General features: G+C 62.9%; 20 protein-coding genes, 4 tRNA genes and 1 pseudogene. 5 read left to right on the top strand and 20 right to left on the bottom strand.

Annotation, left to right across the window (positions count from 1 at the left end):
* Positions 1-83: 83 nt before the first annotated feature.
* On the top strand, positions 84-1,124 hold the full coding sequence (locus tag HG549_RS09265; protein WP_170029207.1) for a patatin-like phospholipase family protein: 1,041 nt from the start codon (positions 84-86) through the stop codon (positions 1,122-1,124).
* Positions 1,125-1,219: 95 nt separating this feature from the next.
* Here the strand turns inward: HG549_RS09265 and HG549_RS09260 are convergent, their stop codons facing one another.
* The 11 genes from HG549_RS09260 to HG549_RS09210 form a co-directional block, all read right to left on the bottom strand.
* On the bottom strand, positions 1,220-3,091 hold the full coding sequence (locus tag HG549_RS09260) for a SurA N-terminal domain-containing protein (protein ID WP_170029206.1): 1,872 nt from the start codon (positions 3,089-3,091) through the stop codon (positions 1,220-1,222).
* 184 nt (positions 3,092-3,275) lie between these two features.
* Positions 3,276-3,548, bottom strand: coding sequence for a nucleoid-associated protein HU-beta (gene hupB / locus HG549_RS09255; RefSeq protein ID WP_003250246.1), 273 nt, complete (start codon positions 3,546-3,548; stop codon positions 3,276-3,278).
* Positions 3,549-3,700: 152 nt separating this feature from the next.
* Complete coding sequence (lon, locus tag HG549_RS09250; protein WP_170029205.1) at positions 3,701-6,097, bottom strand: endopeptidase La; 2,397 nt, start codon at positions 6,095-6,097, stop codon at positions 3,701-3,703.
* Positions 6,098-6,260: 163 nt separating this feature from the next.
* Positions 6,261-7,544, bottom strand: a complete 1,284-nt coding sequence (clpX, locus tag HG549_RS09245) for an ATP-dependent Clp protease ATP-binding subunit ClpX (protein ID WP_003250242.1) — start codon at positions 7,542-7,544, stop codon at positions 6,261-6,263.
* Positions 7,545-7,652: 108 nt separating this feature from the next.
* The gene (gene clpP, locus HG549_RS09240; protein WP_003259400.1) at positions 7,653-8,294 is read right to left on the bottom strand and encodes an ATP-dependent Clp endopeptidase proteolytic subunit ClpP; all 642 of its coding nucleotides are present in this window, start codon (positions 8,292-8,294) and stop codon (positions 7,653-7,655) included.
* A 91-nt stretch (positions 8,295-8,385) separates the two neighbouring features.
* Positions 8,386-9,699 carry a trigger factor gene (gene tig, locus HG549_RS09235; RefSeq protein WP_170029204.1) on the bottom strand — a complete coding sequence of 438 codons (1,314 nt, stop codon included), beginning with the start codon at positions 9,697-9,699 and terminating at the stop codon, positions 8,386-8,388.
* Between the two features lie 246 nt (positions 9,700-9,945).
* Positions 9,946-10,245, bottom strand: coding sequence for a DUF6388 family protein (locus HG549_RS09230; RefSeq protein ID WP_025338418.1), 300 nt, complete (start codon positions 10,243-10,245; stop codon positions 9,946-9,948).
* A gap of 479 nt (positions 10,246-10,724) precedes the next feature.
* Positions 10,725-10,800, bottom strand: a tRNA-His gene (locus HG549_RS09225).
* Positions 10,801-10,844: 44 nt separating this feature from the next.
* Positions 10,845-10,929, bottom strand: a tRNA-Leu gene (locus tag HG549_RS09220).
* 52 nt (positions 10,930-10,981) lie between these two features.
* Positions 10,982-11,057 (bottom strand) — tRNA-His (locus tag HG549_RS09215).
* Between the two features lie 41 nt (positions 11,058-11,098).
* A tRNA-Arg gene (locus HG549_RS09210) sits at positions 11,099-11,175 on the bottom strand.
* A 271-nt stretch (positions 11,176-11,446) separates the two neighbouring features.
* Here HG549_RS09210 and folD point away from each other — a divergent pair.
* The gene (gene folD / locus HG549_RS09205) at positions 11,447-12,301 is read left to right on the top strand and encodes a bifunctional methylenetetrahydrofolate dehydrogenase/methenyltetrahydrofolate cyclohydrolase FolD (RefSeq protein ID WP_170029203.1); all 855 of its coding nucleotides are present in this window, start codon (positions 11,447-11,449) and stop codon (positions 12,299-12,301) included.
* Between the two features lie 315 nt (positions 12,302-12,616).
* On the opposite strand, the gene HG549_RS09200 is transcribed toward folD, so the two are convergent.
* From HG549_RS09200 to HG549_RS09175, 6 genes are read right to left on the bottom strand one after another with little or no spacing between them, the layout of a single operon-like run.
* Positions 12,617-14,356, bottom strand: a complete 1,740-nt coding sequence (locus tag HG549_RS09200; RefSeq protein ID WP_170029202.1) for an ABC transporter substrate-binding protein — start codon at positions 14,354-14,356, stop codon at positions 12,617-12,619.
* 39 nt (positions 14,357-14,395) lie between these two features.
* Positions 14,396-14,668, bottom strand: coding sequence for a DUF2160 domain-containing protein (locus HG549_RS09195; RefSeq protein WP_170029201.1), 273 nt, complete (start codon positions 14,666-14,668; stop codon positions 14,396-14,398).
* A 12-nt stretch (positions 14,669-14,680) separates the two neighbouring features.
* On the bottom strand, positions 14,681-15,481 hold the full coding sequence (locus tag HG549_RS09190; RefSeq protein WP_170029200.1) for a carbohydrate ABC transporter permease: 801 nt from the start codon (positions 15,479-15,481) through the stop codon (positions 14,681-14,683).
* 3 nt (positions 15,482-15,484) lie between these two features.
* Complete coding sequence (locus HG549_RS09185) at positions 15,485-16,348, bottom strand: carbohydrate ABC transporter permease (protein ID WP_170029199.1); 864 nt, start codon at positions 16,346-16,348, stop codon at positions 15,485-15,487.
* Positions 16,345-17,442 carry an ABC transporter ATP-binding protein gene (locus tag HG549_RS09180; RefSeq protein ID WP_170029198.1) on the bottom strand — a complete coding sequence of 366 codons (1,098 nt, stop codon included), beginning with the start codon at positions 17,440-17,442 and terminating at the stop codon, positions 16,345-16,347. Before HG549_RS09180 ends, HG549_RS09185 begins: the two co-directional genes overlap by 4 nt.
* Positions 17,442-18,536 carry an ABC transporter ATP-binding protein gene (locus tag HG549_RS09175; RefSeq protein ID WP_170029197.1) on the bottom strand — a complete coding sequence of 365 codons (1,095 nt, stop codon included), beginning with the start codon at positions 18,534-18,536 and terminating at the stop codon, positions 17,442-17,444. The genes HG549_RS09180 and HG549_RS09175 overlap by 1 nt, the downstream gene beginning before the upstream one ends.
* Before the next feature lie 223 nt (positions 18,537-18,759).
* On the opposite strand from HG549_RS09175, the gene HG549_RS09170 reads away from it, so the two are divergent.
* A complete protein-coding gene (locus HG549_RS09170) occupies positions 18,760-20,517 on the top strand; it encodes a sigma-54-dependent Fis family transcriptional regulator (RefSeq protein ID WP_170029196.1) in 1,758 nt (585 codons plus the stop codon).
* Between the two features lie 88 nt (positions 20,518-20,605).
* On the opposite strand, the gene HG549_RS09165 is transcribed toward HG549_RS09170, so the two are convergent.
* From HG549_RS09165 to HG549_RS26265, 3 genes and pseudogenes are all read right to left on the bottom strand, one after another.
* A complete protein-coding gene (locus HG549_RS09165) occupies positions 20,606-22,294 on the bottom strand; it encodes a bifunctional diguanylate cyclase/phosphodiesterase (protein ID WP_170029195.1) in 1,689 nt (562 codons plus the stop codon).
* 13 nt (positions 22,295-22,307) lie between these two features.
* Entirely contained in the window at positions 22,308-23,432 is a 1,125-nt protein-coding gene (locus tag HG549_RS09160) for a methyl-accepting chemotaxis protein (protein ID WP_372241570.1), read from the bottom strand.
* Positions 23,433-23,591: 159 nt separating this feature from the next.
* A pseudogene (locus tag HG549_RS26265) lies at positions 23,592-23,873 on the bottom strand (PAS domain-containing protein); the annotation flags it as partial.
* Positions 23,874-24,329: 456 nt separating this feature from the next.
* Between HG549_RS26265 and HG549_RS09155 the strand changes: the two are divergent.
* Both HG549_RS09155 and HG549_RS09150 read left to right on the top strand, forming a co-directional pair.
* The gene (locus tag HG549_RS09155; protein ID WP_170029193.1) at positions 24,330-25,640 is read left to right on the top strand and encodes a C4-dicarboxylate transporter DctA; all 1,311 of its coding nucleotides are present in this window, start codon (positions 24,330-24,332) and stop codon (positions 25,638-25,640) included.
* Positions 25,641-25,684: 44 nt separating this feature from the next.
* Positions 25,685-26,389: a FadR/GntR family transcriptional regulator gene (locus tag HG549_RS09150; RefSeq protein ID WP_170029192.1), complete on the top strand. Its 705-nt coding sequence runs from the start codon at positions 25,685-25,687 to the stop codon at positions 26,387-26,389.
* The last annotated feature ends 13 nt before the right edge of the window (positions 26,390-26,402 follow it).

Raw genomic sequence — 26,402 nt, 5'->3', positions numbered from 1 at the left:
AGTAGCTCAGCGCGGTCTACATTGATGCACAGGCAGCGATGGGTGCATTGTAGAACCAGGGTTGCACTGGCCGGGGAACATTCATGAGCAAACGCGTGGCGCTGGTACTGGGATCGGGCGGAGCCCGGGGGTATGCACACATCGGTGTGATCGAGGAAATCGAGCGCCGCGGCTACGACATTGCCTGTATTGCCGGCTGCTCCATGGGCGCCGTGATCGGGGGGATCTACGCTGCCGGCAAGCTGGAAGAGTACCGCAACTGGATCGAGAGCCTCGACTACCTGGATGTGCTGCGCCTGGTCGACGTCAGCTTTCGCCTCGGCGCAATTCGCGGCGACAAGGTGTTCGGGCAGATTCGCAAGATTGTCGGCGAGATCAACATCGAGCAATTGCGCATCCCTTACACGGCGGTTGCAGCCGACCTCACCAACCAGCAGGAGATCTGGTTCCAGGAAGGCTGCCTGCACCAGGCCATGCGCGCCTCGGCGGCCATCCCCAGCCTGTTCACGCCGGTGATGCAAGGCAACCGCATGCTGGTCGACGGCGGCATCCTCAACCCGTTGCCGATCGTTCCGGTGGTGTCCAGCCACTGCGACCTGATCATCGCCGTCAACCTCAACGCCACCAACCAGAAGCAGTACCAGTTGCCGGTGATCGAACGCCCCGCCGCATTCAAGATGCGTTTCGATGCGTTGCTCAGCTCGCTGGGGTCGCGCCTGCCGTTCCGGCGCAAGCCGGCAGAAGAGTTGATCCGCATCGAACAGGAAATCGTCGCCGAAGGGCTTGCACCGCCAAACCCGTGGCTGGCCGATGCCGCCGACCCGGAGGCCCAGCAACCGGCAGCGGCACCGGAGCGCGAGGGTGCGCCGAAGTCGGCGACCGGCTCGTTCATCATCGACAACGTGGGGCCCGCTTCGCTGCTGGACTTGATCAACCAGAGCTTCGAGGTAATGCAGACGTCGTTGGCACAGTACAAGATCGCCGGCTATCCACCGGATGTGCTGATCAACGTGCCCAAGCGGGTGTGCCGGTTTTTCGAGTTCTACAAGGCGCCCGAGCTGATCGCCCTGGGGCGGGAGATTGCGCGGGATACGCTGGACAATCATGAAGGCGTCAAGCGCTAGGCCTCCCAGTGCCTGTTCCGGCCTGATCGCCGGGACACGTGGCAGAAATAGAACAGGCCGCACCAGGCGGCCTGTTCGTTCATGCTTCCATCACCTTAGTAGCGGGTGATGTCTGCCTTGGCTTCCAGCTGCTTGCGGTAGGCCGCGAAGTCCTGCTGGCCGGCACGCGAGGCGAGGTAGCGGCGGATCTGCTGCTTCTCTTCGTCGGTGGCGGTAGCACCTTCGTTGACACCCTTGAGCTGCAGTACCACCAGGCTGCCGTCACGCAGCACCACGCTGCCATACACCGGCTTGTCCTTGGACTCTGGCTTGGCCAGGCGGAACAGTGCCTGCAGCTCGGCCGGGTCGATACCGTCCTCGCCGCGGGTGACCGCCTCGTAAGCCTTCCAGCCCTGCCCTTCGTGCACGCTGCCGGCAGTGACGGAACCGTCACGCAGGCCGGCAATCAGCTTGTCGGCCTTGGCCTTGAGCTCGGCAGTGGCCTTCTCCTTGGCCAGGTGTTCGCGAATGTTCTTGGCCACGGCCTCCAGTGGCAGTTGCTCCGGCTTGCGGTGCTCCTTGACGCGCAGCACCACAGTGGTTTCCGGGTCGAGTTCGATGGCCGTGCTGTTGGCACCTTCATCCAGTACTTCCTCGGAGAACGCTGCCTGCACCACCGCACGGTTGGCGGTGATACCTTCGCCACCCTCACGGCCGAAGGCTGCCGAGGTGTGCACCTTCAGGTTCAGGTCCTGGGCCGGCTGAGCCAGGTCGGAAGCCTCGTAGGCAGCATCCTGCAACTGCTTGCTGGCGTCGACGTAACGCTGCTCGACCAGCGGGATCTTCAGGTCGCGGGTCAGCTTGTCCTTCAGGCTGGCGAAGCTCGGTACTTCCGGTGCCTGCACGCCCAGCAGCTTGATCAGGTGGTAGCCGAACTCGCTACGCACCGGTGCCGAGACCTGGCCGACCTGCAGCTTGTACAGGGCATCCTCGAACGCCGGGTCGTAGACGCCCGGGCCAGCGAAGCCAAGGTCACCACCGCTGTTGGCCGAACCCGGGTCCTGCGAGAACTCCTTGGCCAGTGCGGCAAAATCCTCACCCTTGGCCAGGCGCTGCGCGACTTCTTCGGCGCGAGCCTTGGCCTGGGCGTCAGTAACCTTGTCGTTGACCTCGATCAGGATGTGCGCTGCGTGACGCTGCTCGGCGAGGTTGGCGATTTCCTTCTCGTACTGGGCCTTGAGCTCTTCGTCGGTCACCTTGACCTGGTCGAAGAACGCCGACTTCTTCAGCTCGACGTAGTCGATCACCACCTGGTCAGGCGACATGAACTCCTTGGCGTGCTGGTCGTAGTGCGCCTTGACTTCTTCGTCGCTGACCTTGACTGCGGCCGGGTCGGCCTTGAAGGTCAGCGAGGCGAAATCGCGGGTCTGCTTCTCGAGGCGGGCAAAGGCGTCGACCTGCTGGTCGGTGACGAAGCTGCTGCCAGCCAGGCCGGTACGCAGCTGGCCGATGAGCATTTCCTCGGCGAGCATGTCGCGGAACTGCATGCGACCATAGCCCATCTGGCGGATGACCTGGTCAAAGCGGTCGGCGCTGAACTTGCCGTCCACCTGGAATTCCGGCGTCTGCAGGATGACCTGGTCCAGCGCGGCCTCGGAGAAGGCAAACTTGGCGTCTTCGGCGCCTTGCAACAGCAGCTTGCGACTGATCAGGCCCTTGAGTGCCTCTTCACGCAGCAACTTGTCATCCAGCAGCGCCGGGTCGAAATCCTTGCCCAACTGTTGCATCAGCTGGCGGCGTTGCATGTCGGCCGCCTGGCTCAACTCGTTCTGGCTGATGGTCTGGCCATTCACCTTGGCGGCGTCCTGGCTATGAGTGGCGGCCTGGAAAATGGCTTCGAAGCCGGTCAACGCCATCAACACGACGATAAGGCCGATGATGGTCTTGGCAATCCAACCTTGTGAATTGTCCCTGATATTTTGCAGCATGCGTCCCCCAGAAACGGCTGTACCACTGCGTCGACAACCGCGGAGCGTGGGTAGAAACCTGATAAAAGAAAGGCGCATCCGAGGATGCGCCTTTTCTTAGCAAACGTGTCAGGCGGGAACGTTTGCGCCCCCGCCATCAGCGTGCTCGGACCTGGCCAGGCCGGGTCCGGCTGAAAGAGACGACTTAGTTGACGGCGTCTTTCAGGCCTTTGCCAGCCTTGAAACCTGGAACCTTGGCGGCTTCGATCTTGATTGCCTTACCGGTTTGCGGGTTGCGGCCGGTGCGCTCTGCACGCTCCTTGACCGAGAAGGTACCGAAGCCAACCAGTACCACATCGTCACCTTGCTTCAGGGCGCCGGTGACGGATTCGATGACTGCGTCCAGCGCACGGCCGGCTACAGCTTTCGGGATGTCAGCAGATGCGGCGATAGCGTCAATCAGTTCCGACTTGTTCACTCTAAGTCCCCTTATTTCTCTATTGAGTTTGTTTCTAAGTATGTAATGAAAAGCTTATGAAACGTTCGCTGGGTGGCCTGATGACACTAGCGTGCCGCTTTATAGCAAGGCCCCGAAAAAACTGTCAAGGAACGCCCCCCAGCCAGAAACTACTAGTGCGTGCTGATTCTTTCCTTAGCATCGCCGTCGCGCTTTTCATCTTTCGCGACAATCTCCGGAGCCACATCTGGCAAGGGCTCCGGGGCGTATTGCAGCGCAATTTGCAGGACTTCGTCAATCCATTTGACCGGTTTGATCTGCAGATCCTGTTTGATATTTTCCGGAATCTCCTTCAGATCGCGAACATTCTCCTCGGGAATGATCACCGTCTTGATACCACCACGGTGTGCCGCCAGCAGTTTTTCCTTCAGCCCGCCAATCGCCAGCACCTGGCCACGCAGGGTAATTTCACCGGTCATGGCGACATCGGCACGCACCGGAATCTGCGTCAGTGCCGAGACCAGTGCGGTGCACATGCCGATACCAGCGCTCGGGCCGTCCTTCGGCGTGGCGCCTTCAGGCATGTGGATGTGCACGTCGTGCTTCTCGTGGAAGTCGGCTGCAATCCCCAGGCTGCGGGCGCGGCTGCGCACCACGGTCTGGGCGGCGGTGATCGATTCGACCATGACATCGCCGAGCGAACCGGTCTTGATCAACTGGCCCTTGCCGGGGATGACCACGGCTTCGATGGTCAGCAGTTCGCCACCCACCTGGGTCCAGGCCAGGCCGGTGACCTGGCCGATCTGGTCCTGCTGCTCGGCCAGGCCATAGCGGAACTTGCGCACGCCCAGCAGGTGCTCCAGCTGTTCGCTGGACACCTTGACCTTGACCTGCTTCTGCCCGGTATGTTCCTTGACCACCTTGCGGCAGACCTTGGCAATTTGCCGCTCCAGCCCACGCACACCCGCTTCGCGGGTGTAGTAGCGGATGATGTCGCGAATCGCCGAAACGTCGACCTCCAGCTCTTCCTTCTTCAGGCCGTTGGCCTTGACCTGCTTGGGCACCAGGTACTTGACCGCGATGTTGATCTTCTCGTCCTCGGTGTAGCCCGGCAGGCGGATGACTTCCATGCGGTCGAGCAGCGCCGGCGGGATGTTCATCGAGTTCGAGGTGCACAGGAACATCACGTCCGAAAGGTCGTAGTCGACTTCCAGGTAATGGTCGTTGAAATTGTGGTTCTGCTCGGGATCGAGCACTTCGAGCAGAGCCGAGGCCGGATCGCCACGCATGTCACTGCCCATCTTGTCGATTTCGTCCAGCAGGAACAGCGGGTTGCGTACCCCCACCTTGGTCATCTTCTGGATCAGGCGCCCAGGCATGGAACCGATGTAGGTACGGCGGTGGCCACGGATCTCGGCCTCGTCACGCACCCCACCCAGGGCCATGCGCACGAACTTGCGATTGGTGGCAGCGGCGATCGATTCGGCCAGCGAGGTCTTGCCGACGCCAGGCGGGCCGACCAGGCACAGTACCGGGCCACGGATCTTCTTGACGCGCTTCTGCACGGCAAGGTACTCGAGAATGCGTTCCTTGACCTCTTCCAGGCCATAATGGTCGGCGTCGAGGATTTCCTCGGCCTTGGCCAGGTCCAGGCGCACCTTGCTCTGGGCCTTCCACGGCACCTGGACGAGCCAGTCGAGGTAGGAGCGGACCACGGTGGCCTCGGCCGACATCGGCGACATCTGCTTGAGCTTGTTCAGCTCGGCCTGGGCCTTGGCCAGGGCGTCCTTGGGCAGGCCAGCGGCTTCGATGCGCTTTTTCAGCTCTTCGACTTCATTGTGGCCTTCGTCGCCATCGCCGAGCTCTTTCTGAATGGCCTTCATCTGCTCATTCAGGTAGTACTCGCGCTGGCTGCGCTCCATCTGCTTCTTGACCCGACCGCGAATGCGCTTTTCGACCTGCAGCAGGTCGATTTCGGCATCCAGCAGCGCCAGCACGTGCTCGACGCGGGTCGGCAGGTCGACGATTTCGAGAATTTCCTGCTTCTGCTCGATCTTCAGCGCCATGTGCGCGGCCATAGTGTCGACCAGGCGCCCCGGCTCTTCGATGCTGTTCAGCGACGACAGCACCTCGGCGGGTACTTTCTTGCCCAGCTGCACGTACTGTTCGAACTGCGACAGCAGCGTGCGCACGAAGACTTCCGACTCGCGCTCGGCGGCGTCGACTTCGTCGATCAGGGAAACCTCGGCACGAATGTGCCCTTCCACTTCGCTGAAGCGCTCGACGGCGCCACGCTGCTCGCCCTCGACCAGCACCTTGACGGTGCCATCGGGCAGTTTCAGCAGCTGCAGCACGGTGGCAACCGTACCGACGCGATACAGCGCGTCTTCGCCCGGGTCATCGTCGGCCGGGTTTTTCTGGGCCAGCAGGAGGATCTGCTTTTCGCCCGTCATCGCCGCCTCAAGGGCCTCGATGGACTTTTCGCGCCCCACGAACAGCGGGATGACCATGTGCGGGTAAACAACGACATCGCGCAATGGCAAAAGAGGCAAGTCGAGGGTGGTCTTCATGATTTCGCCTCTACAGCGGCCTTATGGCCGGAAAACAGTGGAAATGATGCTTGGACCTAATGTGGGGGCATGCCTGGGAAATTACAAGCGCTAGCGCAGGAAAAGCAGAAAGGGGCCCGTAGGCCCCCTTCTTGCTTGCAACCATCAGTGGCCAGCGCCTGGATCAGGCATCCGGCGCAGCCTTGGCTTGCGGCTCGCTGTTTTCGTAGATCATCAGCGGCTGCGACGTACCCTCGATGACGCTCTCGTCGATCACCACCTTGCTGACATCCTTCTTCGAAGGAATCTCGTACATGGTGTCGAGCAGCACGCCTTCGAGGATCGAACGCAGGCCACGGGCGCCAGTCTTGCGCTCCAGGGCCTTGCGCGCAACGGCCTTGAGCGCATCGCTGCGGAACTCGAGGTCGACGCTTTCCATCTCGAACAGCTTGGCATACTGCTTGGTCAGGGCGTTCTTCGGCTCGGTGAGGATCTGCATCAGTGCAGCCTCGTCCAGCTCGTCGAGGGTTGCCAGCACCGGCAGACGGCCGACGAATTCCGGGATCAGGCCAAACTTGACCAGATCGTCCGGTTCGACCTCACGCAGCGACTCGCCAACCTTCTTGCCTTCTTCCTTGCTGCGCACTTCAGCGCCAAAACCGATGCCACCCTTGGTGGAGCGGTTCTGGATGACCTTTTCCAGGCCCGAGAAGGCGCCACCGCAGATGAACAGGATGTTGCGGGTATCAACCTGCAGGAATTCCTGTTGCGGGTGCTTGCGGCCGCCCTGCGGCGGTACCGAGGCCACGGTGCCTTCGATCAGCTTCAGCAGTGCCTGCTGCACGCCCTCGCCCGAAACGTCACGGGTGATGGACGGGTTGTCCGACTTGCGCGAAATCTTGTCGATCTCGTCGATATAGACAATGCCCATCTGGGCCTTTTCCACGTCGTAGTCGCACTTCTGCAACAGCTTCTGGATGATGTTCTCGACGTCCTCACCCACGTAACCGGCTTCGGTCAGGGTGGTGGCGTCAGCAATGGTGAACGGTACGTTCAACAGGCGTGCAAGGGTTTCGGCGAGCAGGGTCTTGCCCGAGCCGGTCGGCCCGATGAGCAGGATGTTGCTCTTGCCGAGTTCGACTTCGTCACCCTTCTTGTCACGCTGGTTCAGGCGCTTGTAGTGGTTGTACACCGCTACGGCCAGCACCTTTTTCGCGCGCTCCTGACCAATCACATACTGGTCCAGGATGCCGCTGATTTCTTTCGGCGAAGGTAATTTGTGCGCGCTGCTCTCGGCCTGGGCTTCCTGCACCTCCTCACGGATGATGTCATTGCACAGGTCGACGCACTCGTCGCAGATAAATACCGAGGGCCCGGCAATCAATTTGCGCACTTCGTGCTGGCTTTTGCCGCAGAAGGAGCAATAGAGCAATTTGCCGCTGTCCTCGCCGTTACGGGTGTCAGTCATTCGATCGATCCAATCCGGTAGGCTTGCAACACAAGATGAAGGCAATTGCGGGCTTTTTCAAGTCCGCAGGTAGGCGCTTTCCGCGCCTACCTGCTCTGGCACCCCGGTTCAGGAGGCCAGTTGCCGCTTGTCGTAGACCGAGTCGATCAGGCCGTACTCGGCCGCGCGCGAGGCGCTCATGAAGTTGTCACGCTCGGTGTCACGCTTGATGGTCTCGAGGTCCTGGCCGGTGTGATAGGCCAGCAGCTCGTTCAGACGGGCCTTGATATTGAGGATTTCCTGGGCGTGGATCTCGATATCGGTGGCCTGACCCTGGAAGCCGCCCAGCGGCTGGTGGATCATCACGCGCGAGTTCGGCAGGCAGTGACGCTTGCCCTTGGCACCGGCAGCCAGCAGGAAGGCGCCCATGCTGCAGGCCTGGCCGATGCAGATGGTCGAGACGTCCGGCTTGATGAACTGCATGGTGTCGTAGATCGACATGCCGGCGGTCACGGAACCGCCCGGCGAGTTGATGTACAGATGGATATCCTTGTCCGGGTTTTCTGCTTCCAGGAACAGCAGTTGCGCCACGACGAGGTTGGCCATGTAGTCCTCTACCGGGCCAACCAGGAAGATCACACGCTCCTTCAACAGGCGCGAGTAGATGTCGTAAGCGCGTTCGCCACGGGCGGACTGCTCGATAACCATCGGGACCAGGCCGCCTGCGGCCTGGATGTCAGAGCTCTGCTGAATATAAGAATTGCGGGACATGTCCTGCGCTCACTCCCAAATAGTCATGGCTTGAATACGCACAAGCCAGCTCGAAGGCTGGCTTGTGGGGGTTTCCTACGAGAGAAGCCGGTTATTCAGCGGCGGCAGGAGCCTGTGCTGGTTTAACGGCGTCTTCGTACGAGACCGACTTGTCGGTCACAGTCGCTTTCTGCAGGACAGTATCTACAACTTGTTCTTCCAGCACAACCGAACGGACTTCGTTCAGTTGCTGGTCGTTCTTGTAGTACCAGGCGATGACCTGCTCAGGCTCCTGGTAGGCCGAAGCCATTTCCTCGATCATTTCGCGAACCTTGCCTTCGTCCGGCTTCAGTTCGAACTGCTTGACCACTTCGGCGACGATCAGGCCCAGCACCACGCGGCGCTTGGCTTGCTCTTCGAACAGCTCGGCCGGCAGTTGCTCAGGCTTGATGTTGCCACCGAACTGCTGAACAGCCTGCACGCGCAGACGGTTGACTTCGTTTTCCAGCAGCGCTTTCGGCACTTCGATCGGGTTGGCGGCCAGCAGACCGTCCATGACCTGGTTCTTCACCTTGGCCTTGATGGCCTGGCGCAGTTCACGCTCCATGTTCTTGCGAACTTCGGCGCGGAAGCCTTCCAGGGTGGTTTCCTTGATGCCGAACTGGGCGAAGAACTCTTCGTTCAGCTCTGGCAGCACCGGGGCAGCAACGCTGTTGACGGTAATGGTGAACTCGGCGGCCTTGCCAGCCAGGTCCAGGTTCTGGTAGTCCTCGGGGAAGGTCACGTTGACAACGCGCTCTTCACCTGCCTTGGCGCCAACCAGGCCGTCTTCGAAGCCCGGGATCATGCGGCCGGAGCCCAGTACCAGCTGGGTGCCCTTGGCCGAACCGCCAGCGAACACTTCACCGTCGACCTTGCCGACGAAGTCGATGTTGACCTGGTCGTCTTTCTGCGCAGCGCGCTCGACGGCTTCGAAGCGGGTGTTCTGCTTGCGCAGCACTTCCAGCATGTTGTCCAGGTCGGCGTCAGCCACTTCGGCGCTCAGGCGCTCGACGCTGATCGACTCGAGGCCGGCAACGGTGAACTCGGGGAACACTTCGAAGATGGCGACGAATTCCAGGTCCTTGCCCTTCTCGAAGGACTTCGGCTCTACCGCAGGGGCGCCAGCCGGGTTCAGCTTCTGCTCGACGATGGCTTCGTAGAAGGAAGCCTGAACCAGGTCACCGAACGCCTCTTGACGGGCATCGGCCTCGAAGCGCTGACGGATCACGCTCATCGGCACCTTGCCTGGGCGGAAGCCTGCAACCTTGGCGCGCTTGGCAGTCTGTTGCAGACGCTTGTTGACTTCGTTCTCGACGCGCTCGGCCGGAACGGCGATGGTCATGCGGCGCTCGAGAGCGGAAGTGTTTTCAACAGAAACTTGCATGGATATTCCTCGTTGCACAGACGTTAGCCGGCGTTAGCCCGACTCCAGAATCAAGGGCAAGCATTCTAGTGAGTCGCGCAGCAGAAGTCACCCCACCCGGGACGACGGGAAGCCACGCCGGTCGATTAACTTTCAAGGCCCGTACGGCGTGCCGCAGGGCCTGATTCAAAAAGGGCTGCGCGGCGCCTTGGGCGCCCAACAGCCGAAATACCTTGTCAAACAACTGCCGCGACGAATTCGCTTCCTTTATTCAGGGTCGATCTCGTTGAACTGGCAGTACTCTTCCCATTCCATTCCCAGCGCTTCGGCCACCTCGCGGTGCGTCTCCAGGCGCATGGCCTGCAGCTGCTCCGGGGTTTCGGCGATCAGTTGCAAGGCCAGCTCCCAGGGCTGGATGCCCTGCTCCTCGGCTGCATCTTCGAAGGCCCATTCGATCTGCTGGGCCTGCTCACGTGCATCCAGCTCGCGGATCTCTTCGAGCAGTTGCGGGTTGGCCTCGGCAAAACGCTGCAGCGCCAGTGCCTGACGGGCTTCTTTTGCGATCATCGGGTTGTTCCTCTGCCGGCCAGCTGGGCCGGTGTTTCAACCGGCTGAAATCTAACAGCTTTTATTGGGGTGCCACCAGAGGATTGCAAGGGGGATCGAGTTATGGCTGCGAAGTTCATGGCTTGCGCCTTGTGGCGCCTGCGAGATCGAGCGCCGCCCGCGCGGCGCATCGCGGATGAATCCGCTCCTACATTGGTTGCAACGTGCCGAACCTGTTACGCCATGGTTGCCTGCCTTGGTGCATGTCTCAAGGCATGTGAGGCGGCATCAATGCCCACCCAAAAATCCCGTCATGCCAACAAGGCTGGCAACTGTGGCCTCACAGGCATGGCCACGTTGCAACAAATGTAGGAGCGGATTTATCCGCGATGCGCCGCGCGGGCGGCGCTCGATCTCGCAGGCGCCACAACCACCAAGGCAAACACCCCAAAAACAACAAAGGCGCCCAGTCTCACGACCAAGGCGCCTTCGAAAAAATATGGGGTGGACGATGGGAATCGAACCCACGACAACTGGAATCACAATCCAGCGCTCTACCAACTGAGCTACGCCCACCATATTACGGTCTTGCGATGTTGCGATACAACCTTACAGAAACATGGTGCGGACGAAGAGACTCGAACTCTTACAGCTTGCGCCGCTGGAACCTAAATCCAGTGTGTCTACCAATTTCACCACGTCCGCGTAACGCTTAAAACAAAGGCGCCAGATGCTATCGCGGCGCCTTTGAAGAATATGGGGTGGACGATGGGAATCGAACCCACGACAACTGGAATCACAATCCAGCGCTCTACCAACTGAGCTACGCCCACCATATCGCATTACCACTTACTTGCTTGCCAAAGCTGCCTAATGGCGCACCCGGCAGGACTCGAACCTGCGACCATCCGCTTAGAAGGCGGATGCTCTATCCAGCTGAGCTACGGGCGCTTAAGCTTGAAGCCTAACCGAACGAGACCTTAACAGATAGCTGCTAAACCACTCATTCTGCCCGACTTCGCCAACCAGTGCTAGGCTGTGCCCGACAAGTGCGGCGAATCTTATAGGCGAGCCTGAATGTCGTCAACACCTTTCTCAAAAAAATTTAAATTATTTAAGGGCTTAGGGGATTTGCCCAACCACCCGCCTTTGCCCTTGGCCCGTGTCGTGCGAGAATGCGCCCTCTTTAATTGTTTCCTTCTCGATGGTTAATCACGCGTCTATGACTGCACACCTAATCGATGGCAAGGCGATCGCCGCCAGCCTGCGCCAGCAGATCGCTCAACGTGTCGTGGAGCGTCGCCAGCAAGGCCTGCGTACACCCGGCCTGGCAGTGATCCTGGTCGGCACCGACCCCGCCTCCCAAGTCTATGTCTCGCACAAGCGCAAGGACTGCGAAGAGGTCGGCTTCATTTCCCAGGCGTTCGACCTGCCCAGCGACACCACGCAGCAGGCCCTGACCGAGCTGATCGATCGCCTCAATGACGACCCGGCCGTCGACGGCATCCTGCTGCAACTGCCGCTGCCGGCGCACCTGGATGCCTCGCTGCTGCTCGAGCGCATTCGCCCGGACAAGGACGTGGATGGTTTCCACCCGTACAACATCGGCCGCCTGGCCCAGCGCATCCCGCTGCTGCGCCCGTGCACGCCGAAGGGCATCATGACCCTGCTGGAAAGCACCGGCCAGGACCTGTACGGCATGAACGCGGTCATCGTCGGCGCGTCCAACATCGTCGGCCGCCCGATGGCCATGGAACTGCTGCTGGCCGGCTGCACCGTGACCGTCTGCCACCGCTTCACCAAGGACCTGGCCGGCCATGTCGGGCGTGCCGACCTGGTGGTCGTGGCTGCCGGCAAGCCGGGCCTGGTCAAGGGCGAATGGATCAAGGAAGGTGCCATCGTCATCGACGTCGGCATCAACCGCCAGGAAGACGGCAAGCTGGTCGGCGACGTGGTCTACGAGACCGCCCTGCCGCGCGCGGGCTGGATCACCCCGGTGCCGGGTGGCGTCGGGCCGATGACCCGGGCGTGCCTGCTGGAGAACACGCTGTATGCGGCGGAAGAGCTGCACAAGTAACATTGCGTGATATGAAAACGGCACCTCTGGCAGGTGCCGTTTTTTTTTGCCTGGCGTGGGAGGTTTAGCGCCTATGAGATCGAGCGCCGCCCGCGCGGCGCATCGCGGATAAATCCGCTCCCACATTTGTTGCAACGTGGCCATGCCTGTGAGGCCATGGTTGCCAGCCGGTTTGCAAGACTCAAGACATGCACCAAGGCAGGCGACCATGGCGTAACAGGTTCGGCACGTTGCAACAAATGTGGGAGCGGATTTATCCGCGATGCGCCGCGCGGGCGGCGCTCGATTCACGCATCAACCCAAATCCTCAGCCGATCACTTCCTGGCCGCCTCCCACGACTTCAGCAGCTCGCTGTAGCTGACGGTCTCGCCCTTGGGCTTCTCGTTGGCCAGTTTCGGCTTCGGTGCACCTGGCTGGTCGAACCAGTACTGGGCATCCCGTTCCGGGTTCAGCTTCGGCGCGCAGGTGGCCTGGGCATTGGACCGCTGCAAGCGCTCCATCATCCGGTCCTGGTCGCGGGCCAGCCCATCCAGGGCTTCCTGCGGGGTTTTCTCGCCGCTGGCCACCTCGGCAATGTGGCTCCACCACAACTGCGCGAGGCGTGGATAGTCCGGCACGTTGGTGCCGGTCGGGGTCCACTGCACCCGCGCCGGGCTGCGATAGAACTCCACCAGCCCGCCCAGCTTGGGCGCCAGATCGGTCATGGCCTGGGAGTTGATGTCCGATTCCCGAATCGGCGTGAGGCCGACAATGGTCTTTTTCAACGATACCGTCTTGGACGTGACGAACTGCGCGTACAGCCATGCCGCCAGCCGTTGCTTCTCGGGGGTGGACTTGAAGAAAGTCCACGACCCGGTGTCCTGGTAGCCCAGCTTCATCCCCTCCTCCCAGTACGGCCCCTTCGGCGATGGCGCCATGCGCCACTTCGGCGTGCCATCGGCATTCACCACTGGCAAGCCGGGCTTGGTCATGTCGGCGGTGAACGCGGTGTACCAGAAGATCTGCTGGGCAATGTTGCCCTGGGCGGGTACCGGGCCGGCCTCGGAGAAGGTCATGCCCTGGGCCTCCTTGGGCGCATAGGCACGCATCCAGTCCACGTACTTCTGCGTGGCGTAGACCGCCGCCGGGCCGTTGGTGTCGCCGCCGCGGGTCACGCTGGAGCCCACCGGGTGGCAGTCCTCCACGCGAATGCCCCATTCGTCCACCGGCAGGCCGTTGGGCAGGCCCTTGTCGCCGCCACCGGCCATGGAGAACCAGGCGTCGGTGAAGCGCCAGCCCAGCGACGGGTCTTTCTTGCCATAGTCCATGTGGCCATAGACGCGCTTGCCATCGATTTCCTTGACGTCTTCGGTGAAGAACCGGGCAATGTCCTCGTAGGCCGACCAGTTCACCGGCACGCCCAGCTCGTAACCGTACTTTTGCTTGAACCTGGCCTTCAGCTCGGGCCGTTCGAACCAGTCGGCACGGAACCAGTACAGGTTGGCGAACTGCTGGTCGGGCAACTGGTAGACCTTGCCATCGGGCGCGGTGGTGAAGGAAATGCCGATGAAGTCCTTCAGGTCGAGGGTCGGCGAGGTGTAGTCCTTGCCCTCGTTGGCCATCAGGTCGGTGATCGATTCCACCTTGCCATAGCGAAAGTGCGTACCGATCAGGTCGGAATCGTTGACCCAGCCATCATAGATGTTCTTGTCCGACTGCATCTGTGTCTGCAGCTTTTCCACCACGTCGCCTTCCTGCAGCAGGTCGTGGGTCAGCTGGATACCGGTGATTTCACTGAAGGCCTTGGCCAGCACCTTGGACTCGTACTCATGGGTAGTAATGGTTTCGGACACCACATTGATCTTCATCCCACGGAACGGCTCGGCTGCCTTGATGAACCACTTGAGTTCAGCCAGCTGCTGTTCCGGGGTAAGGGTCGACGGCTTGAACTCGCTGCCGATCCATTTCTTCGCCGCGTCCTCGTACTGGTCGGCCCAGGCTGTGCCTTGCGCGCTGGCCAGCACCAGCAACGCGGCCAGGGTCAAATGTCGCCTGTTGTACTTGTTGTCGAACATTGTGATCTCCCGTTTCAGTTATCCCACAGGGCCGCTCGCTCAGCCCCAGCGCAGCACCACCAACAGCCACGCCAGAGACAGCAGCGAGGCTACCCACAATGGCCACTCGCTGACGCCAACCACCAACAGATGCAGGTAGGCGCTGGCCAGCAGGCCGATGAACAAGCGGTCGCCACGGCTGGTGACCAGCGGTAGAAAGCCGCGTCGCTCCACGCAAGGTCGGCGCAGCTCGAGCAAGGTCATGCCCAGCAGCAGTACACCCACGGCGGCGAAGAACAGCGCCGTCGGCAAGGTCCAGGCCATCCACTCCATGCCGTACCCTCCTCAGACCCGGCCCAGGGCAAAGCCCTTGGCCACATGGTTGCGCACGAACCAGATCACCAGCATGCCGGGCAGGATGGTCAGAACACCCGCTGCTGCCAGCACCCCCCAATCGATGCCCGATGCCGACACGGTACGGGTCATTACCGCGGCGATCGGCTTGGCATTCACCGAGGTCAGCGTGCGCGCCAGCAGCAGTTCGACCCAGGAAAACATGAAGCAGAAAAACGCTGTGACGCCGATGCCGGAGCCGATCAACGGAATGAAAATCTTCACAAAGAAGCGCGTGAAGCTGTACCCGTCGATGTAGGCCGTTTCGTCGATTTCCTTCGGCACACCCGACATGAAGCCTTCCAGGATCCACACTGCCAGCGGCACGTTGAACAGGCAGTGGGCCAGGGCCACGGCGATGTGGGTGTCGAACAGGCCGATCGACGAATACAACTGGAAGAACGGCAGGAGGAACACCGCCGGCGGCGCCATGCGGTTGGTCAGCAGCCAGAAGAACAGGTGCCGGTCGCCGAGGAAGCGGTAGCGCGAGAAGGCATACGCGGCTGGCAACGCTACCAGCAGTGAAATCAGCGTGTTCAGGCATACGTAGTACAGCGAGTTGATATAGCCGCTGTACCAGCTGGCATCGGTGAAGATCACCCGGTAGTTGTCGAGGGTGAATGCCTGCGGCCACAGGGTCAGGCTACCGAGGATCTCGGTATTGCTCTTGAACGACATGTTCAGCAGCCAGTAGATCGGCACCAGCAGGAAGAAGAAGTACAGCAGCAGGGCCAGCGATTTGCGTGTGCTCATGGCCTAGTCCTTGTCGGCATGGGTCATGGCTGTGTAGAACAGCCACGACACCAGCAGGATGATCAGGAAGTACACCAGCGAAAACGCCGCCGCCGGGCCCAGGTCGAACTGGCCCACGGCCATGCGCGTGAGGGTCTGGCTGAGGAAGGTGGTCGCATTGCCGGGCCCGCCGCCGGTCAGCACGAAGGGCTCGGTGTAGATCATGAAGCTGTCCATGAAGCGCAGCATCACCGCGATCAGCAACACGTTCTTCAGCTTCGGCAACTGGATATGGCGGAACACCGCCCAGCCCGAGGCACGGTCGATGCGCGCGGCCTGGTAATACACGTCGGGGATGGCGCGCAGGCCTGAATAGCACAACAGCGCGACCAGCGAGGTCCAGTGCCAGACGTCCATCACCAGCACGGTAAGCCAGGCGTCGAACGGGTTGCCGGCGTAGTTGTAGCTCACCCCCAGCCGGGCCAGGGTGGCGCCGAGCAGGCCGATGTCGGCACGGCCGAAGATCTGCCAGATGGTGCCGACCACGTTCCACGGGATCAGCAGCGGGATGGCCATGATGATCAGGCACACCGACGCCATGCGCCCCTTGGTCGGCATGGTCAGGGCGATGGCGATGCCCAGCGGGATCTCGATCAGCAGCACGCAGGCGGAATAGATGAACTGGCGCAGCAGCGCGTCATGCAGCGCCGGGTCGCGCAGCACCTGGCGGTACCAGTCGGCACCGACGAAGTAGCGGTTGGACTGGTCGAAAATGTCCTGCACCGAGTAGTTGACCACGGTCATCATCGGCACCACGGCACTGAACGCCACCAGCAGGAACACCGGCAGCACCAGCCACCAGGCCTTGTTGTTGGGCACCTTGTTCATGGCGCGACCTCCAGCAGCACATCGTCGAGGTACAGCATCAGCCACTGCGCCGGCAGGCTGACCCAGGCCTGGGTTACAGGCACTGGGCGGTCCTCGCCCTGGCGTGCCTTGAGCGCGACGCCACCCAGCTCGAGGGTGACGATGCGGTAGGTGCCCAGGTCCTCGACGTCCAGTACCCGTGCCGGGTAGGCATCCTCGAACGGGCTGTCCCACAGCTGCACGAACTCGGGGCGGATGCCGACCTGCAAGCGCCCGCCTGCTGTCGCCGCCAGGCGCTCGCGCAAGCCATCTGGCAGGGGCAGGTGGATATCACCGAAGCTCACCCCGTCCGCCTCGGCGCGCACCTCGATCAGGTTCATTCCCGGGCTGCCGATGAAATAGCCGACGAAGGTGTGCCGTGGCCGCTCGAACAGCTCGCGCGGGGTGCCGAACTGGACGATGCGCCCGCCGTGCATCACCGCGATCTTGTCGGCGAAGGTCGAGGCTTCCAGCTGGTCGTGGGTGACGTAGATCATGGTGATGTTGAACTGCTCGTGGATCTGCTTGAGCTTGCGCCGCAGCTTCCACTTCAGGTGCGGGTCGATCACCGTCAGTGGCTCGTCGAACAGGATTGCCGATACGTCGTCACGCACCAGGCCACGGCCCATGGAGACTTTCTGCTTTTCGTCGGCGCTGAGGTTGCGGGCCTTCTTGCGCAACGCCGCGGTCAGGTCGAGCACCTCGGCAATCTCCTCCACCCGGGCGCGCACGCGGGCTTCGTCGAGCCCCTGGTTGCGCAGGGGAAACGCCAGGTTGTCGTACACCGACAGGGTGTCGTACACCACCGGAAACTGAAACACCTGGGCGATGTTGCGCGCCTGCGGCGGCAACTGGTTGACCGGCTTGCCATCGAACAGCACCTCGCCATGGGACGGCGTCAGCAGCCCGGAAATGATATTGAGCAAGGTCGACTTGCCACAGCCCGACGGCCCCAGCAAGGCATAGGCACCGCCCTGCTCCCACACATGTTCCAGTGCGTGCAGGGCATAGTCCGCCTCGCTGGCGGGCTGGCGGCTGTAGCTGTGCGCCAGTTGGCGCAGACGGATTTCGGCCATCACCCTCTCCTTGCCTGGCGTAGCCCGGGGGCCTGCACCAACGCCCCGGCACTGTCGAACACGAACAGCTTGTGGGTGGGAATGAACACGCGGATCGGCGTGTCCACCTGGTATTCGTGCACCCCGGGCAAATGCAGGGTCATGCGCCAGTGGTCATTGCGCACATGCAGGAAAGTCTCCGAGCCACTGATTTCGGCAAGCTCGACCAGCACGGCCAGCTCCAGGTCATCGTCGTGGGCCGGCACCAGGCTGATGTGGCTGGGCCGTACGCCAAAGCGGTAGTCGCCTTCGGCCAGCGGCTGCAGGTCGGCATTGCGGGCAAAGTGCACGGCCTGGGCCAGGCTCACCTCGTTACCGCTGATACGGCCAGGCACCAGGTTGATCGGCGGCTCGGAAAACAGCTCGGCGGCCAGCACGCTGCCGGGGCGCTGGTAGACCTCGGCGGTAGGCCCACTCTGGACGATCCGGCCTTCGTGCACCAGCGTCGTGGTGCCGCCCAGCGCCAACGCCTCGTTGGGTTCGGTGGTGGCATACACGGCAATGCAGTGGCGCGCCGCGAACAGCTCGCGCAGTTCCTGGCGCAGGCCCTCGCGCAGCTTGTAATCGAGGTTGACCAGCGGCTCGTCGAACAGGATCAGCGAGGCATCCTTGACCAGCGCCCGGGCCATCGCCGTGCGTTGTTGCTGGCCACCGGACAGCTCCAGCGGCAGGCGGTGCAGGTAGGCTTCGATGCGCAGCATCTCGGCGGTTTCCTGTACCCGTCGACGAATCTCCGGCTCAGCCATGCGTGCCTGGCGCAGCGGCGAGGCGATGTTCTCGTACACGCTGAGGGTGGGGTAGTTGATGAACTGCTGATACACCATCGACACGTTGCGCAGGCGCACCGGCACGCCGGTCACGTCCTGGCCATCCATCAGCACGCGCCCACGGTCCGGGCGGTCGAGCCCGGCCATCAGACGCATCAGGCTGGTCTTGCCGGCCAGGGTACGGCCCAGCAATACATTGAACGAGCCGGGTTCGAAGCGCAGCGAGGCATCGACGATCCAGGCCTGGTTGTCGACGCTGCGACTGACCTGTTCCAGCACCAGGGACATGGCGTGGCCTTCTTGTGATTGTTGTCTGCCGGGTACAGCCAGTTTCGTGCCAGTTACGCCGCGCCCGTCTGGCACGCGCCCTGCCCGGCAGCCCAGCCAAGACACGGGTTCACAAATGAACACAAGCGCTGAACAACTGAACACTCGCAGGTTTGACATTGAACAACTGTGAACAACACTGAACAGCGGTCGGTTCCATACAACAATCACACAGGACAGGCCCATGGCCGCTTCCGCTTCGACCCATGCCCAACTGATCCAGGCCTCCTGGACCCGCTGCCGCGACCACGGCCTGCAACCCCAGCACGCCCCGGACTTCGACTGCCTGACCCGCGCCGAACTGAGCGCCCTGCTGGAGCGGCGCCAGGCCCTGCTGCGCCTGACCCGCGAGGCGGTTCTGCCGCATTACGCGCACCTGCTGGGCAATGCCAGCTACCTGGTGATGCTGGCCGATGCCAGCGGCTGCGTGCTCGACAGCTGGGGCTCGCGGCGCTTCATCGAACCGCGCCAGCAGCACGGTTTCAGCGCTGGCGCCCATTGGCACGAGCGCGGCGTCGGCACCAATGCCCTGGGCACCGCGCTGGTCTGCGCCGAGGCGATTCACGTCGGCCAGGACGAGCACTTCCTGCGGCAGAACCGCTACATGTCCAGCGCCGCCGCGCCACTGTTCGACGCGGCGCGGCAACTGGTCGGGGTGCTCGACGTGGCCAGCGATGGCTACCTGCCAGCCAGCCAGACGCTGGGCCTGGTGCGCATGATGAGCCAGAGCCTGGAAAACCGCCTGATCCTTGCCGAACATGGCGAGCGGCATGCCCAGCTGATGTTCAACAGCGCTTCCGACAACCTGGACAGCCCCTGGGCCGGCCTGCTGGTGTTCGATGAACAGGGCCAGGTGCTGGCGGCCAATCACCGGGCCGACAGCCTGCTCGGCGGCAACCCGCTGCGGCAGAACATCGAGCAGCTGTTCCAGTTGCCGCTGCAGCAGCTGTTCAGCCACCCCCGGCAACAGCCCTTCGCCTTGCAGGCCACCGGGCGCAATCGCTTCCATTGCCAATGGCAGCCGGCGCGCGAGGCCACTTGCCGCACAGCCAGCAGCAGCAGCAGCAGCACCGACCCGCGCCTGGACAAGGCCCTGGCGCAGGCCAGCCTGCTGCTGGAGAAGGACATCCCGGTGCTGGTGCAGGGGGAAACCGGCGTCGGCAAGGAAGTGTTCGTCGACACCTTGCACCGCGCCAGCAGCCGCGCCGGCCAGCCGCTGGTCGCGGTCAACTGCGCGGCAATCCCCGCCGAGCTGGTGGAGTCGGAGCTGTTCGGCTACGACAAAGGCGCGTTCACCGGTGCCCACCACAAGGGCAACCCGGGGCTGATCCGCAAGGCCGACCACGGCATCCTGTTCCTCGATGAAATCGGCGACATGCCGCTGCCGACCCAGGCCCGCCTGCTGCGCGTCCTGCAGTCACGCAGCATCCAGCCGCTGGGCAGCGGCGAGCCGGTAGCGGTGGATATACGGGTGGTGTCGGCGAGCAATCGTGACCTGGCCGAAGAGGTGCGTGCCGGGCGCTTTCGCCAGGACCTGTACTACCGCATCGCCGGGCTGGCAGTGCAGTTGCCGCCGCTGCGCGAACGCAGCGACCGGCGCCAGCTGATCGAGCAGGTGCATGCCCGCTACCGCGAACCGGGGCAGCCTGCACGGCTGCCGGCAGCGATTGTCGAGCTGTTCGATCAGCACCCTTGGCCAGGCAATATGCGTGAACTGGTGAGTGTGCTGCAGGTGGCGCTGGCCTTGGCCGGCAATGGCCCGGTCGGCCTGGAACACCTGCCTGCGGGCTTTCTCGCCGAGGCGCAGGTGCCTGTGCCGCAGGCGCCCGAAGCGGCAGACCTGGCAACGCTGATGCAGCAAACCAACGGCAACCTGTCCGCGGTGGCCCGCGCACTGGGGATCAGCCGTACCACGCTGTACAAGCGGTTGCGCCAGAACTAGCCGCCGCGAACGCTGGCTTCGCCGCCGCCATCCAGCGCCCCGCCCGGTGCCGAGCGGGCCCAGGCCTGGCCCATGGCCGGCTGGCCTATCAAGGGTCGCGCCACTGCTTCGGCTGCCGGTAGGCCTGGGCCCAGCGCTGTACCTCACTGGCCGGCATCGGCCGGGCAATGCAGTAACCCTGGGCCAGTTCACAGCCCAGGCCCATCAGCACCCGGCCGTGCTCGACGCTCTCCAGCCCTTCGGCAATCACCTCGCGGCCAAATGCCCGCGCCAGGCCGATCACCGCCCGGGTCAGTGCGAGGTCGTCCTGGTCATGCAGGATGTCGCGCACGAACGACTGGTCGATCTTGATCGTCTGGGTCGGCAAACGCTTCAGGTAACTCAGCGACGAGTAGCCCGTGCCGAAGTCATCCAGGGAAAAGCGCACGCCCAGCGCGCGGCAAGCGTCGAGGCAGCGGCTGACGTGTTGCAGGTTGTCGATGGCCACCGATTCGACGATTTCCAGGTCCAACCGTGCCGGGTCCACCTGCGGGTATTCGGTCAGCAACTGGCGCAGGCGCTCGGCGAAGTCACTGCGCTGCAAATGCCGCGCCGCGATATTCACGCTCAACGACCAGGGCCGCCCTTCGCGCTGCCAGGCCTGCAATTGGCTCAGTGCCCTGTCGAGCACCCATTCGCCGATCTCGACGATCAGGTCGGTCTGTTCGACCCAGGGCAGGAAGTCGCCAGGCGGGACCAACCCCCGGCCCGGCCGCTGCCAGCGCAGCAACCCTTCGAAGCCCAGCACCTGGCCGCTGCGCAGGTTGACCTTGGGTTGGTAATACAGGCACAGCTCGTCGTTGTGCAGGGCCCGGCGCACCCGCGCCACGGTCTGGTGGGTGGCCTTGAGTTCCTGCTCCTGGGTCACGTCGAACAGGTGGTAGCGGTTGCGCCCACGCTGCTTGGCCACGTACATGGCCTGGTCGGCATGGCGCACCAGGGTGTCGGCATCCTCGTCGTCCTGCGGGTACAGGGTGACGCCGATACTGGCGCTGAGCGACAGGCGCTGATCGCGTACCACATACGGCGCCGCCAATGCCTGCAGCACGCGGCGCAGCGCGGCATGCAACTGGCGACCTTCGTCGACATCCCGCAGGATCAGCACGAACTCGTCGCCCGACAGCCGGGCCACGGCATCACCCTCGCGCAGGATGTGCTTCAGGCGCTGCGCCACTTCAACCAGCAACAGGTCACCCATGGCATGGCCGTAGCCGTCGTTGACCGCCTTGAAGCCATCCAGGTCGAGCATGCACACCGCCAGCGCAATGCCTTCACGGCGCGAACAGGCCAAGGCCTGGTTCAGCAGGTCGGACAGGTAGGCGCGGTTGGGCAAGCCGGTGAGCACATCGTGGCCGACCCGCCATTGCAGGGTATGCAGCAACTGGCGCTTCTCGGTGACATCGAAGCGGATCGACACGTACTTGCGCACTTGCCCGCTGAGCGGGTCGACCAGCGGCACCATGGTGCTGTCGACCCAGTACAACGCGCCATCCTTGGCGCGGTTGCAGATCTCGCCTTTCCATACCCGGCCGGCGGCCAGGGCCCGCCACATGCCGACGAAGAACGCCGGCTCGTGCAGACCGGAATTGAGGATGCGGTGGTTGGCACCGAGCAGTTCCTCGCGGCTGTAACCCGAGATGGTGCAGAACTGCTGGTTGACGTAGGTGATGTTCCCGCGCAGGTCGGTTTCGGAAAAGATCGCGGCCGCGTCTACGGCCGCGCGATAGTTGTCATCCATAAAGCATCCTGCCTTAACGGTTGAAACGCTCCACAAGGGCACGCAATCCGGCGCACACCTCTTCCAGTTCGGCGCCGCGCGAGGCAGCGGCGTTGGCGCTGTGGGCGCTGTGCTGGGCGATGCCGGCCACGCCATTGATCTGCCTCGAGACATCTGCGGCCACAGCCGACTGCTGCTGCGAGGCCGTGGCCATCTGCTGGCTCATGGCGCTGATGCGCTGCACCGCTTCCCGGATGCCATGCAGCGCCTGGCGGGCTTCCTGCACCTGGGCGACGCCCTGCTCGGCACCGTCGATGCCCTGGCTGGCGATCGCCACGGCCTGCTCGGCACCACTGCGTAAAGCATCGATAATAGCCTGGATGTGCAGGGTCGACTGCCGGGTCTTGTCGGCCAGCGCCCGCACTTCATCGGCGACCACGGCAAAGCCGCGGCCCTGCTCGCCGGCACGGGCCGCCTCGATGGCGGCATTGAGCGCCAGCAGGTTGGTCTGCTCGGCGATGCCACGGATCATGCCGGTGGCCTCGGCGATGGCACCGGTCTGGCCAGCCAGCTGGGTGACCGCCTGGTTGATCTGCGTCACGGTACCCGCCAGGGTGCGAATCGCCGCACCGCTGGCATCGGCCACCTGGCTGCCCTGCTCGGCCAGCAGGTGTGCGGTATGGGCTTCGGCAGCCGTCAGTTGCACATGGTTGGCCACCTCACCGATGGAAACGGCCATCTGGTTCATGGCAGTGGCGCTCTGGTCGGTTTCCGCACGCTGCTCCAGCAACGCCGCTTCGGTGCTGCGTGACAACGCCCCGGCGTCATGGGCAGCCACGGCCATCTGTGCCGCCAGGTCACTCAGCCGGGTCAGCGCGGTCTTCAGCCGCGCCTCCTCGCTGATCAGCATCAGTTGCAGTTGGCCGGCAGCACCGGGCAGGTCGCTGTAGGTCAAGGCGGCGATCGGGTCGGCGAAGGTGCCGTCGGCGCCCTCTACCACGCGCTGCATCTGCCGCCCCACGGCATTGCGTGCCAACAGGCCATAGGCCAGGAACAGCCCCAGGGTCAGCCCCTGCGCCACCAGGCCTGGCCATAGCTGGTTGGCCCCCAGTGCCAGCCCCCCGGCCGCCAGCGGTATGCCCAGGTCGCGCGCCAGCATGCTCGCGCGGCGTGACCAGGGCAGCACCGCCTGGCCGTTGCGCATGCGTGCATACAGGGCCTCGGCACGGGCCACCTGCTCACGCGTGGGGCACACCCGTACCGACTCATAGCCCACCACCCGCCCGGCTTCGAGGATCGGCGTGACGTAGGCGTTGACCCAGTAGTAATCGCCGTTGCGGCAGCGGTTCTTGACGATGCCCATCCAGCTCTTGCCAGCCTTCAGGTAGCGCCACATCAGCTCGTACACCGCCGGCGGCATGTCCGGGTGGCGCACCAGGTTGTGCGGGCTGCCGATCAGTTGGGCCTCGCTGTAGCCGCTGATGGCGGCGAATTCAGGGTTGCAGTAGGTGATCAGGCTGGCCGTGTCGGTTGCGGAAATCAGCCGCTGATCAGAAGGGAAACGTTGCTCGACCGGGGTAACCGGGAGATTGAGACGCACTATGAGACTCCATTCATTTTAAACGCCAGACGCCTGCTCGCGGACGATTGTCGGGATAACACCCCCACAATCGGCCTATTAGTGACTGCCCGGTCGCGCGCGGATTCTACGAGGTCAGCCGCATAAAGCAAATAAACCTTATGAATCATGGCGTTATCGAAAAAACTGAGGTCGGGCTGATGCTTGGCAAGCGGATTGCTACCTGTATCGGGTACCCGCTGAAGCTGTGCCTGATTCGCATAATTGCCCTGTACGGCATGCACCGAACTAGAGCCCGGCGAGCTGAAACGCCCCAAACTGGTCAGACCGGTAAGGCCAAAAAACCTTGCAATGTGGGTTTTTTCGCGCTTTTATGGCTTCGCGCTGAACAAACCGGTAAGACCACAATAATTAAGTCCTGCGCTCTTTCGCCCCGTGCGGCTACCGAAGCAAGGACACCGATCAGAGATCCCTCCCATGCTCAAATGGTGCTCGCGTTCGATCTTCCTTCAAGTCGTGCTTGGCCTTGCCCTCGGCATCGCCTGCGGCCTCAGCTTCCCCGAGCTGTCCTTGCAACTGAAACCGCTTGGCGACGGTTTCATCAAACTGATCAAGATGCTCATCGGCCTGATCGTGTTCTGTGTGGTAGTCAGCGGCATCTCGGGCGCCGGCGACCTGAAGAAGGTCGGGCGCATCGGCCTGAAGTCGGTGATCTACTTCGAGGTGCTGACCACCCTGGCGCTGGTGATCGGCCTGGTGTTCGCCTTCAGCAGCGGTATCGGCAGCGGCGCCAATATCCACCTGGACCAGCTGTCCAGTGCCGACGCCAGCAGCCTGGCCGAGCGCGGCCAGCACATTCACGGGGCCACGGCGTTCTTCCTGGAGCTGATCCCCACCTCGGTGATCGGGGCCTTTGCTGACAACAACATCCTCCAGGTGCTGCTGTTCTCGGTACTGTTCGGCAGCGCGCTGAACCTGGTCGGCGATTCGGCCGCCGGCATCTCGCGGCTGATCAACGAACTGAGCCACGTGATCTTCCGCATCATGGGCATGATCGTGCGCCTGGCGCCGCTTGGCGTGTTCGGCGCCATCGCCTTCACTACCAGCAAGTACGGCCTGGAATCGCTGCAACACCTGGGCGGGCTGGTGGCGCTGTTCTACCTGACCTGTGCCGGCTTCGTGCTGATCGTGCTGGGTACGGTCATGCGCCTGTCGGGCCTGAGGCTGCTGCCGCTGATCAAGTACCTGCGCGAAGAACTGACCATCGTCCTTGGCACGGCCTCTTCCGACGCCGTGCTGCCACAGGTCATGCGCAAGCTTGAGCACCTGGGCATCGGCACCTCTACCGTTGGCCTGGTGATCCCCACCGGCTACTCGTTCAACCTCGATGGCTTTTCCATCTACCTGACCCTGGCCATCGTGTTCATCGCCAATGCCACCGGCACGCCGTTGGCCATGACCGACCTGCTGACCATCCTGCTGGTGTCGCTGGTGACTTCCAAGGGCGCTCACGGCATCCCAGGCTCGGCGCTGGTAATCCTCGCTGCCACGCTTACCGCCGTGCCGGCGATCCCGGTGGTCGGCCTGGTGCTGGTGTTGGCGGTGGATTGGTTCATGGGCATCGGCCGGGCGCTGACCAACCTGATCGGCAACTGCGTGGCTACCGTGGCCATCGCCCGCTGGGAGAAGGACATCGACCTGGAGCGGGCGCACAACGTGCTGGACGGCAAACCTGGCTTCGCAGCCACGCCACGCAAGCAGCCCAACAACCATCAACAGGAATTCTGAGCGAACGTGGCCGGCACTGATGCCGGCCCTTCCAGGAGCAAACCGTGATCAGCTCATCGACCGTCGTCAACTCAGTGGTGGAAAAACTGCGCCAGGCCCTCGCCCGCGGCCAATGGCGCAGCGGCGACATGCTGCCGGGCCAGCGCGAGCTGGCCGAACAACTGGGCATCAGCCGCCCCAGTCTGCGCGAAGCGGTGACCGTGCTGGAAACCCTGGGCCTGGTGCGCTCGCTGCCGGGCAAGGGCGTGCTGGTGCTGGACGCCGAGGCCGCCGCCCAGGAGCCCGCACTGGACACCAGCGCCGCAGCCAGCCTGGCCGACGTGCTGGAACTGCGCTACACCCTGGAACCATTCATCGTCGGCCTGGTGGCGCAATCGGCCAACAGCCAGGACATCGGCCAGCTGCGCCTGACCCTGATGGACATGCGCGAAGCATTGGAAGCCGCAGACAGCGAAGCCGGGGTCAGCGCCTACATTGCCTTCCACGAGGCGCTGTTCGCCCTGACCACCAACCCGATCTTCCAGAGCGTGGTGCAGCAGACCGGCAATGCCCTCAAGCAGAGTGCCGACATGCTGCGCAAATCGCCCGAGCACCTGGCTGCACGGCTACAGGAAAACGAAGCAGTGGTGCGTGCCATCCGCGAACGCAACAGCGCCCAGGCCAGTGCCCAGATGCGCCAGCACATCCTCGCCGAAGGCCTGCGCATGGGCATCGCCCTGAACATTCCGGACGAACACCCGCATCCATGACCCAGGAGAGCGA

The sequence above is a fragment of the Pseudomonas sp. SK genome (assembly GCF_012975065.1).
GTDB classification, from domain to species: Bacteria; Pseudomonadota; Gammaproteobacteria; order Pseudomonadales; family Pseudomonadaceae; genus Aquipseudomonas; species Aquipseudomonas anuradhapurensis.
This window is presented reverse-complemented; position numbering and strand designations above follow the sequence as displayed.

Excerpts from the sequence above, each read along its gene's own strand:
- HG549_RS09195 (WP_170029201.1), bottom strand. The coding sequence starts at position 14,668 with ATGGAGTGGATGGCCTGGACCTTGCCGACGGCGCTGTTCTTCGCCGCC.
- HG549_RS09155 (WP_170029193.1), top strand. The coding sequence starts at position 24,330 with ATGCTCAAATGGTGCTCGCGTTCGATCTTCCTTCAAGTCGTGCTTGGC.
- HG549_RS09265 (WP_170029207.1), top strand. The coding sequence starts at position 84 with ATGAGCAAACGCGTGGCGCTGGTACTGGGATCGGGCGGAGCCCGGGGG.
- HG549_RS09165 (WP_170029195.1), bottom strand. The coding sequence starts at position 22,294 with ATGGATGACAACTATCGCGCGGCCGTAGACGCGGCCGCGATCTTTTCC.
- folD (WP_170029203.1), top strand. The coding sequence starts at position 11,447 with ATGACTGCACACCTAATCGATGGCAAGGCGATCGCCGCCAGCCTGCGC.
- HG549_RS09190 (WP_170029200.1), bottom strand. The coding sequence starts at position 15,481 with ATGAGCACACGCAAATCGCTGGCCCTGCTGCTGTACTTCTTCTTCCTG.
- HG549_RS09160 (WP_372241570.1), bottom strand. The coding sequence starts at position 23,432 with ATGCTGGCGCGCGACCTGGGCATACCGCTGGCGGCCGGGGGGCTGGCA.
- lon (WP_170029205.1), bottom strand. The coding sequence starts at position 6,097 with ATGAAGACCACCCTCGACTTGCCTCTTTTGCCATTGCGCGATGTCGTT.
- HG549_RS09260 (WP_170029206.1), bottom strand. The coding sequence starts at position 3,091 with ATGCTGCAAAATATCAGGGACAATTCACAAGGTTGGATTGCCAAGACC.
- HG549_RS09170 (WP_170029196.1), top strand. The coding sequence starts at position 18,760 with ATGGCCGCTTCCGCTTCGACCCATGCCCAACTGATCCAGGCCTCCTGG.
- clpX (WP_003250242.1), bottom strand. The coding sequence starts at position 7,544 with ATGACTGACACCCGTAACGGCGAGGACAGCGGCAAATTGCTCTATTGC.
- HG549_RS09185 (WP_170029199.1), bottom strand. The coding sequence starts at position 16,348 with ATGAACAAGGTGCCCAACAACAAGGCCTGGTGGCTGGTGCTGCCGGTG.
- HG549_RS09180 (WP_170029198.1), bottom strand. The coding sequence starts at position 17,442 with ATGGCCGAAATCCGTCTGCGCCAACTGGCGCACAGCTACAGCCGCCAG.
- HG549_RS09175 (WP_170029197.1), bottom strand. The coding sequence starts at position 18,536 with ATGTCCCTGGTGCTGGAACAGGTCAGTCGCAGCGTCGACAACCAGGCC.
- tig (WP_170029204.1), bottom strand. The coding sequence starts at position 9,699 with ATGCAAGTTTCTGTTGAAAACACTTCCGCTCTCGAGCGCCGCATGACC.
- HG549_RS09230 (WP_025338418.1), bottom strand. The coding sequence starts at position 10,245 with ATGATCGCAAAAGAAGCCCGTCAGGCACTGGCGCTGCAGCGTTTTGCC.
- clpP (WP_003259400.1), bottom strand. The coding sequence starts at position 8,294 with ATGTCCCGCAATTCTTATATTCAGCAGAGCTCTGACATCCAGGCCGCA.
- HG549_RS09200 (WP_170029202.1), bottom strand. The coding sequence starts at position 14,356 with ATGTTCGACAACAAGTACAACAGGCGACATTTGACCCTGGCCGCGTTG.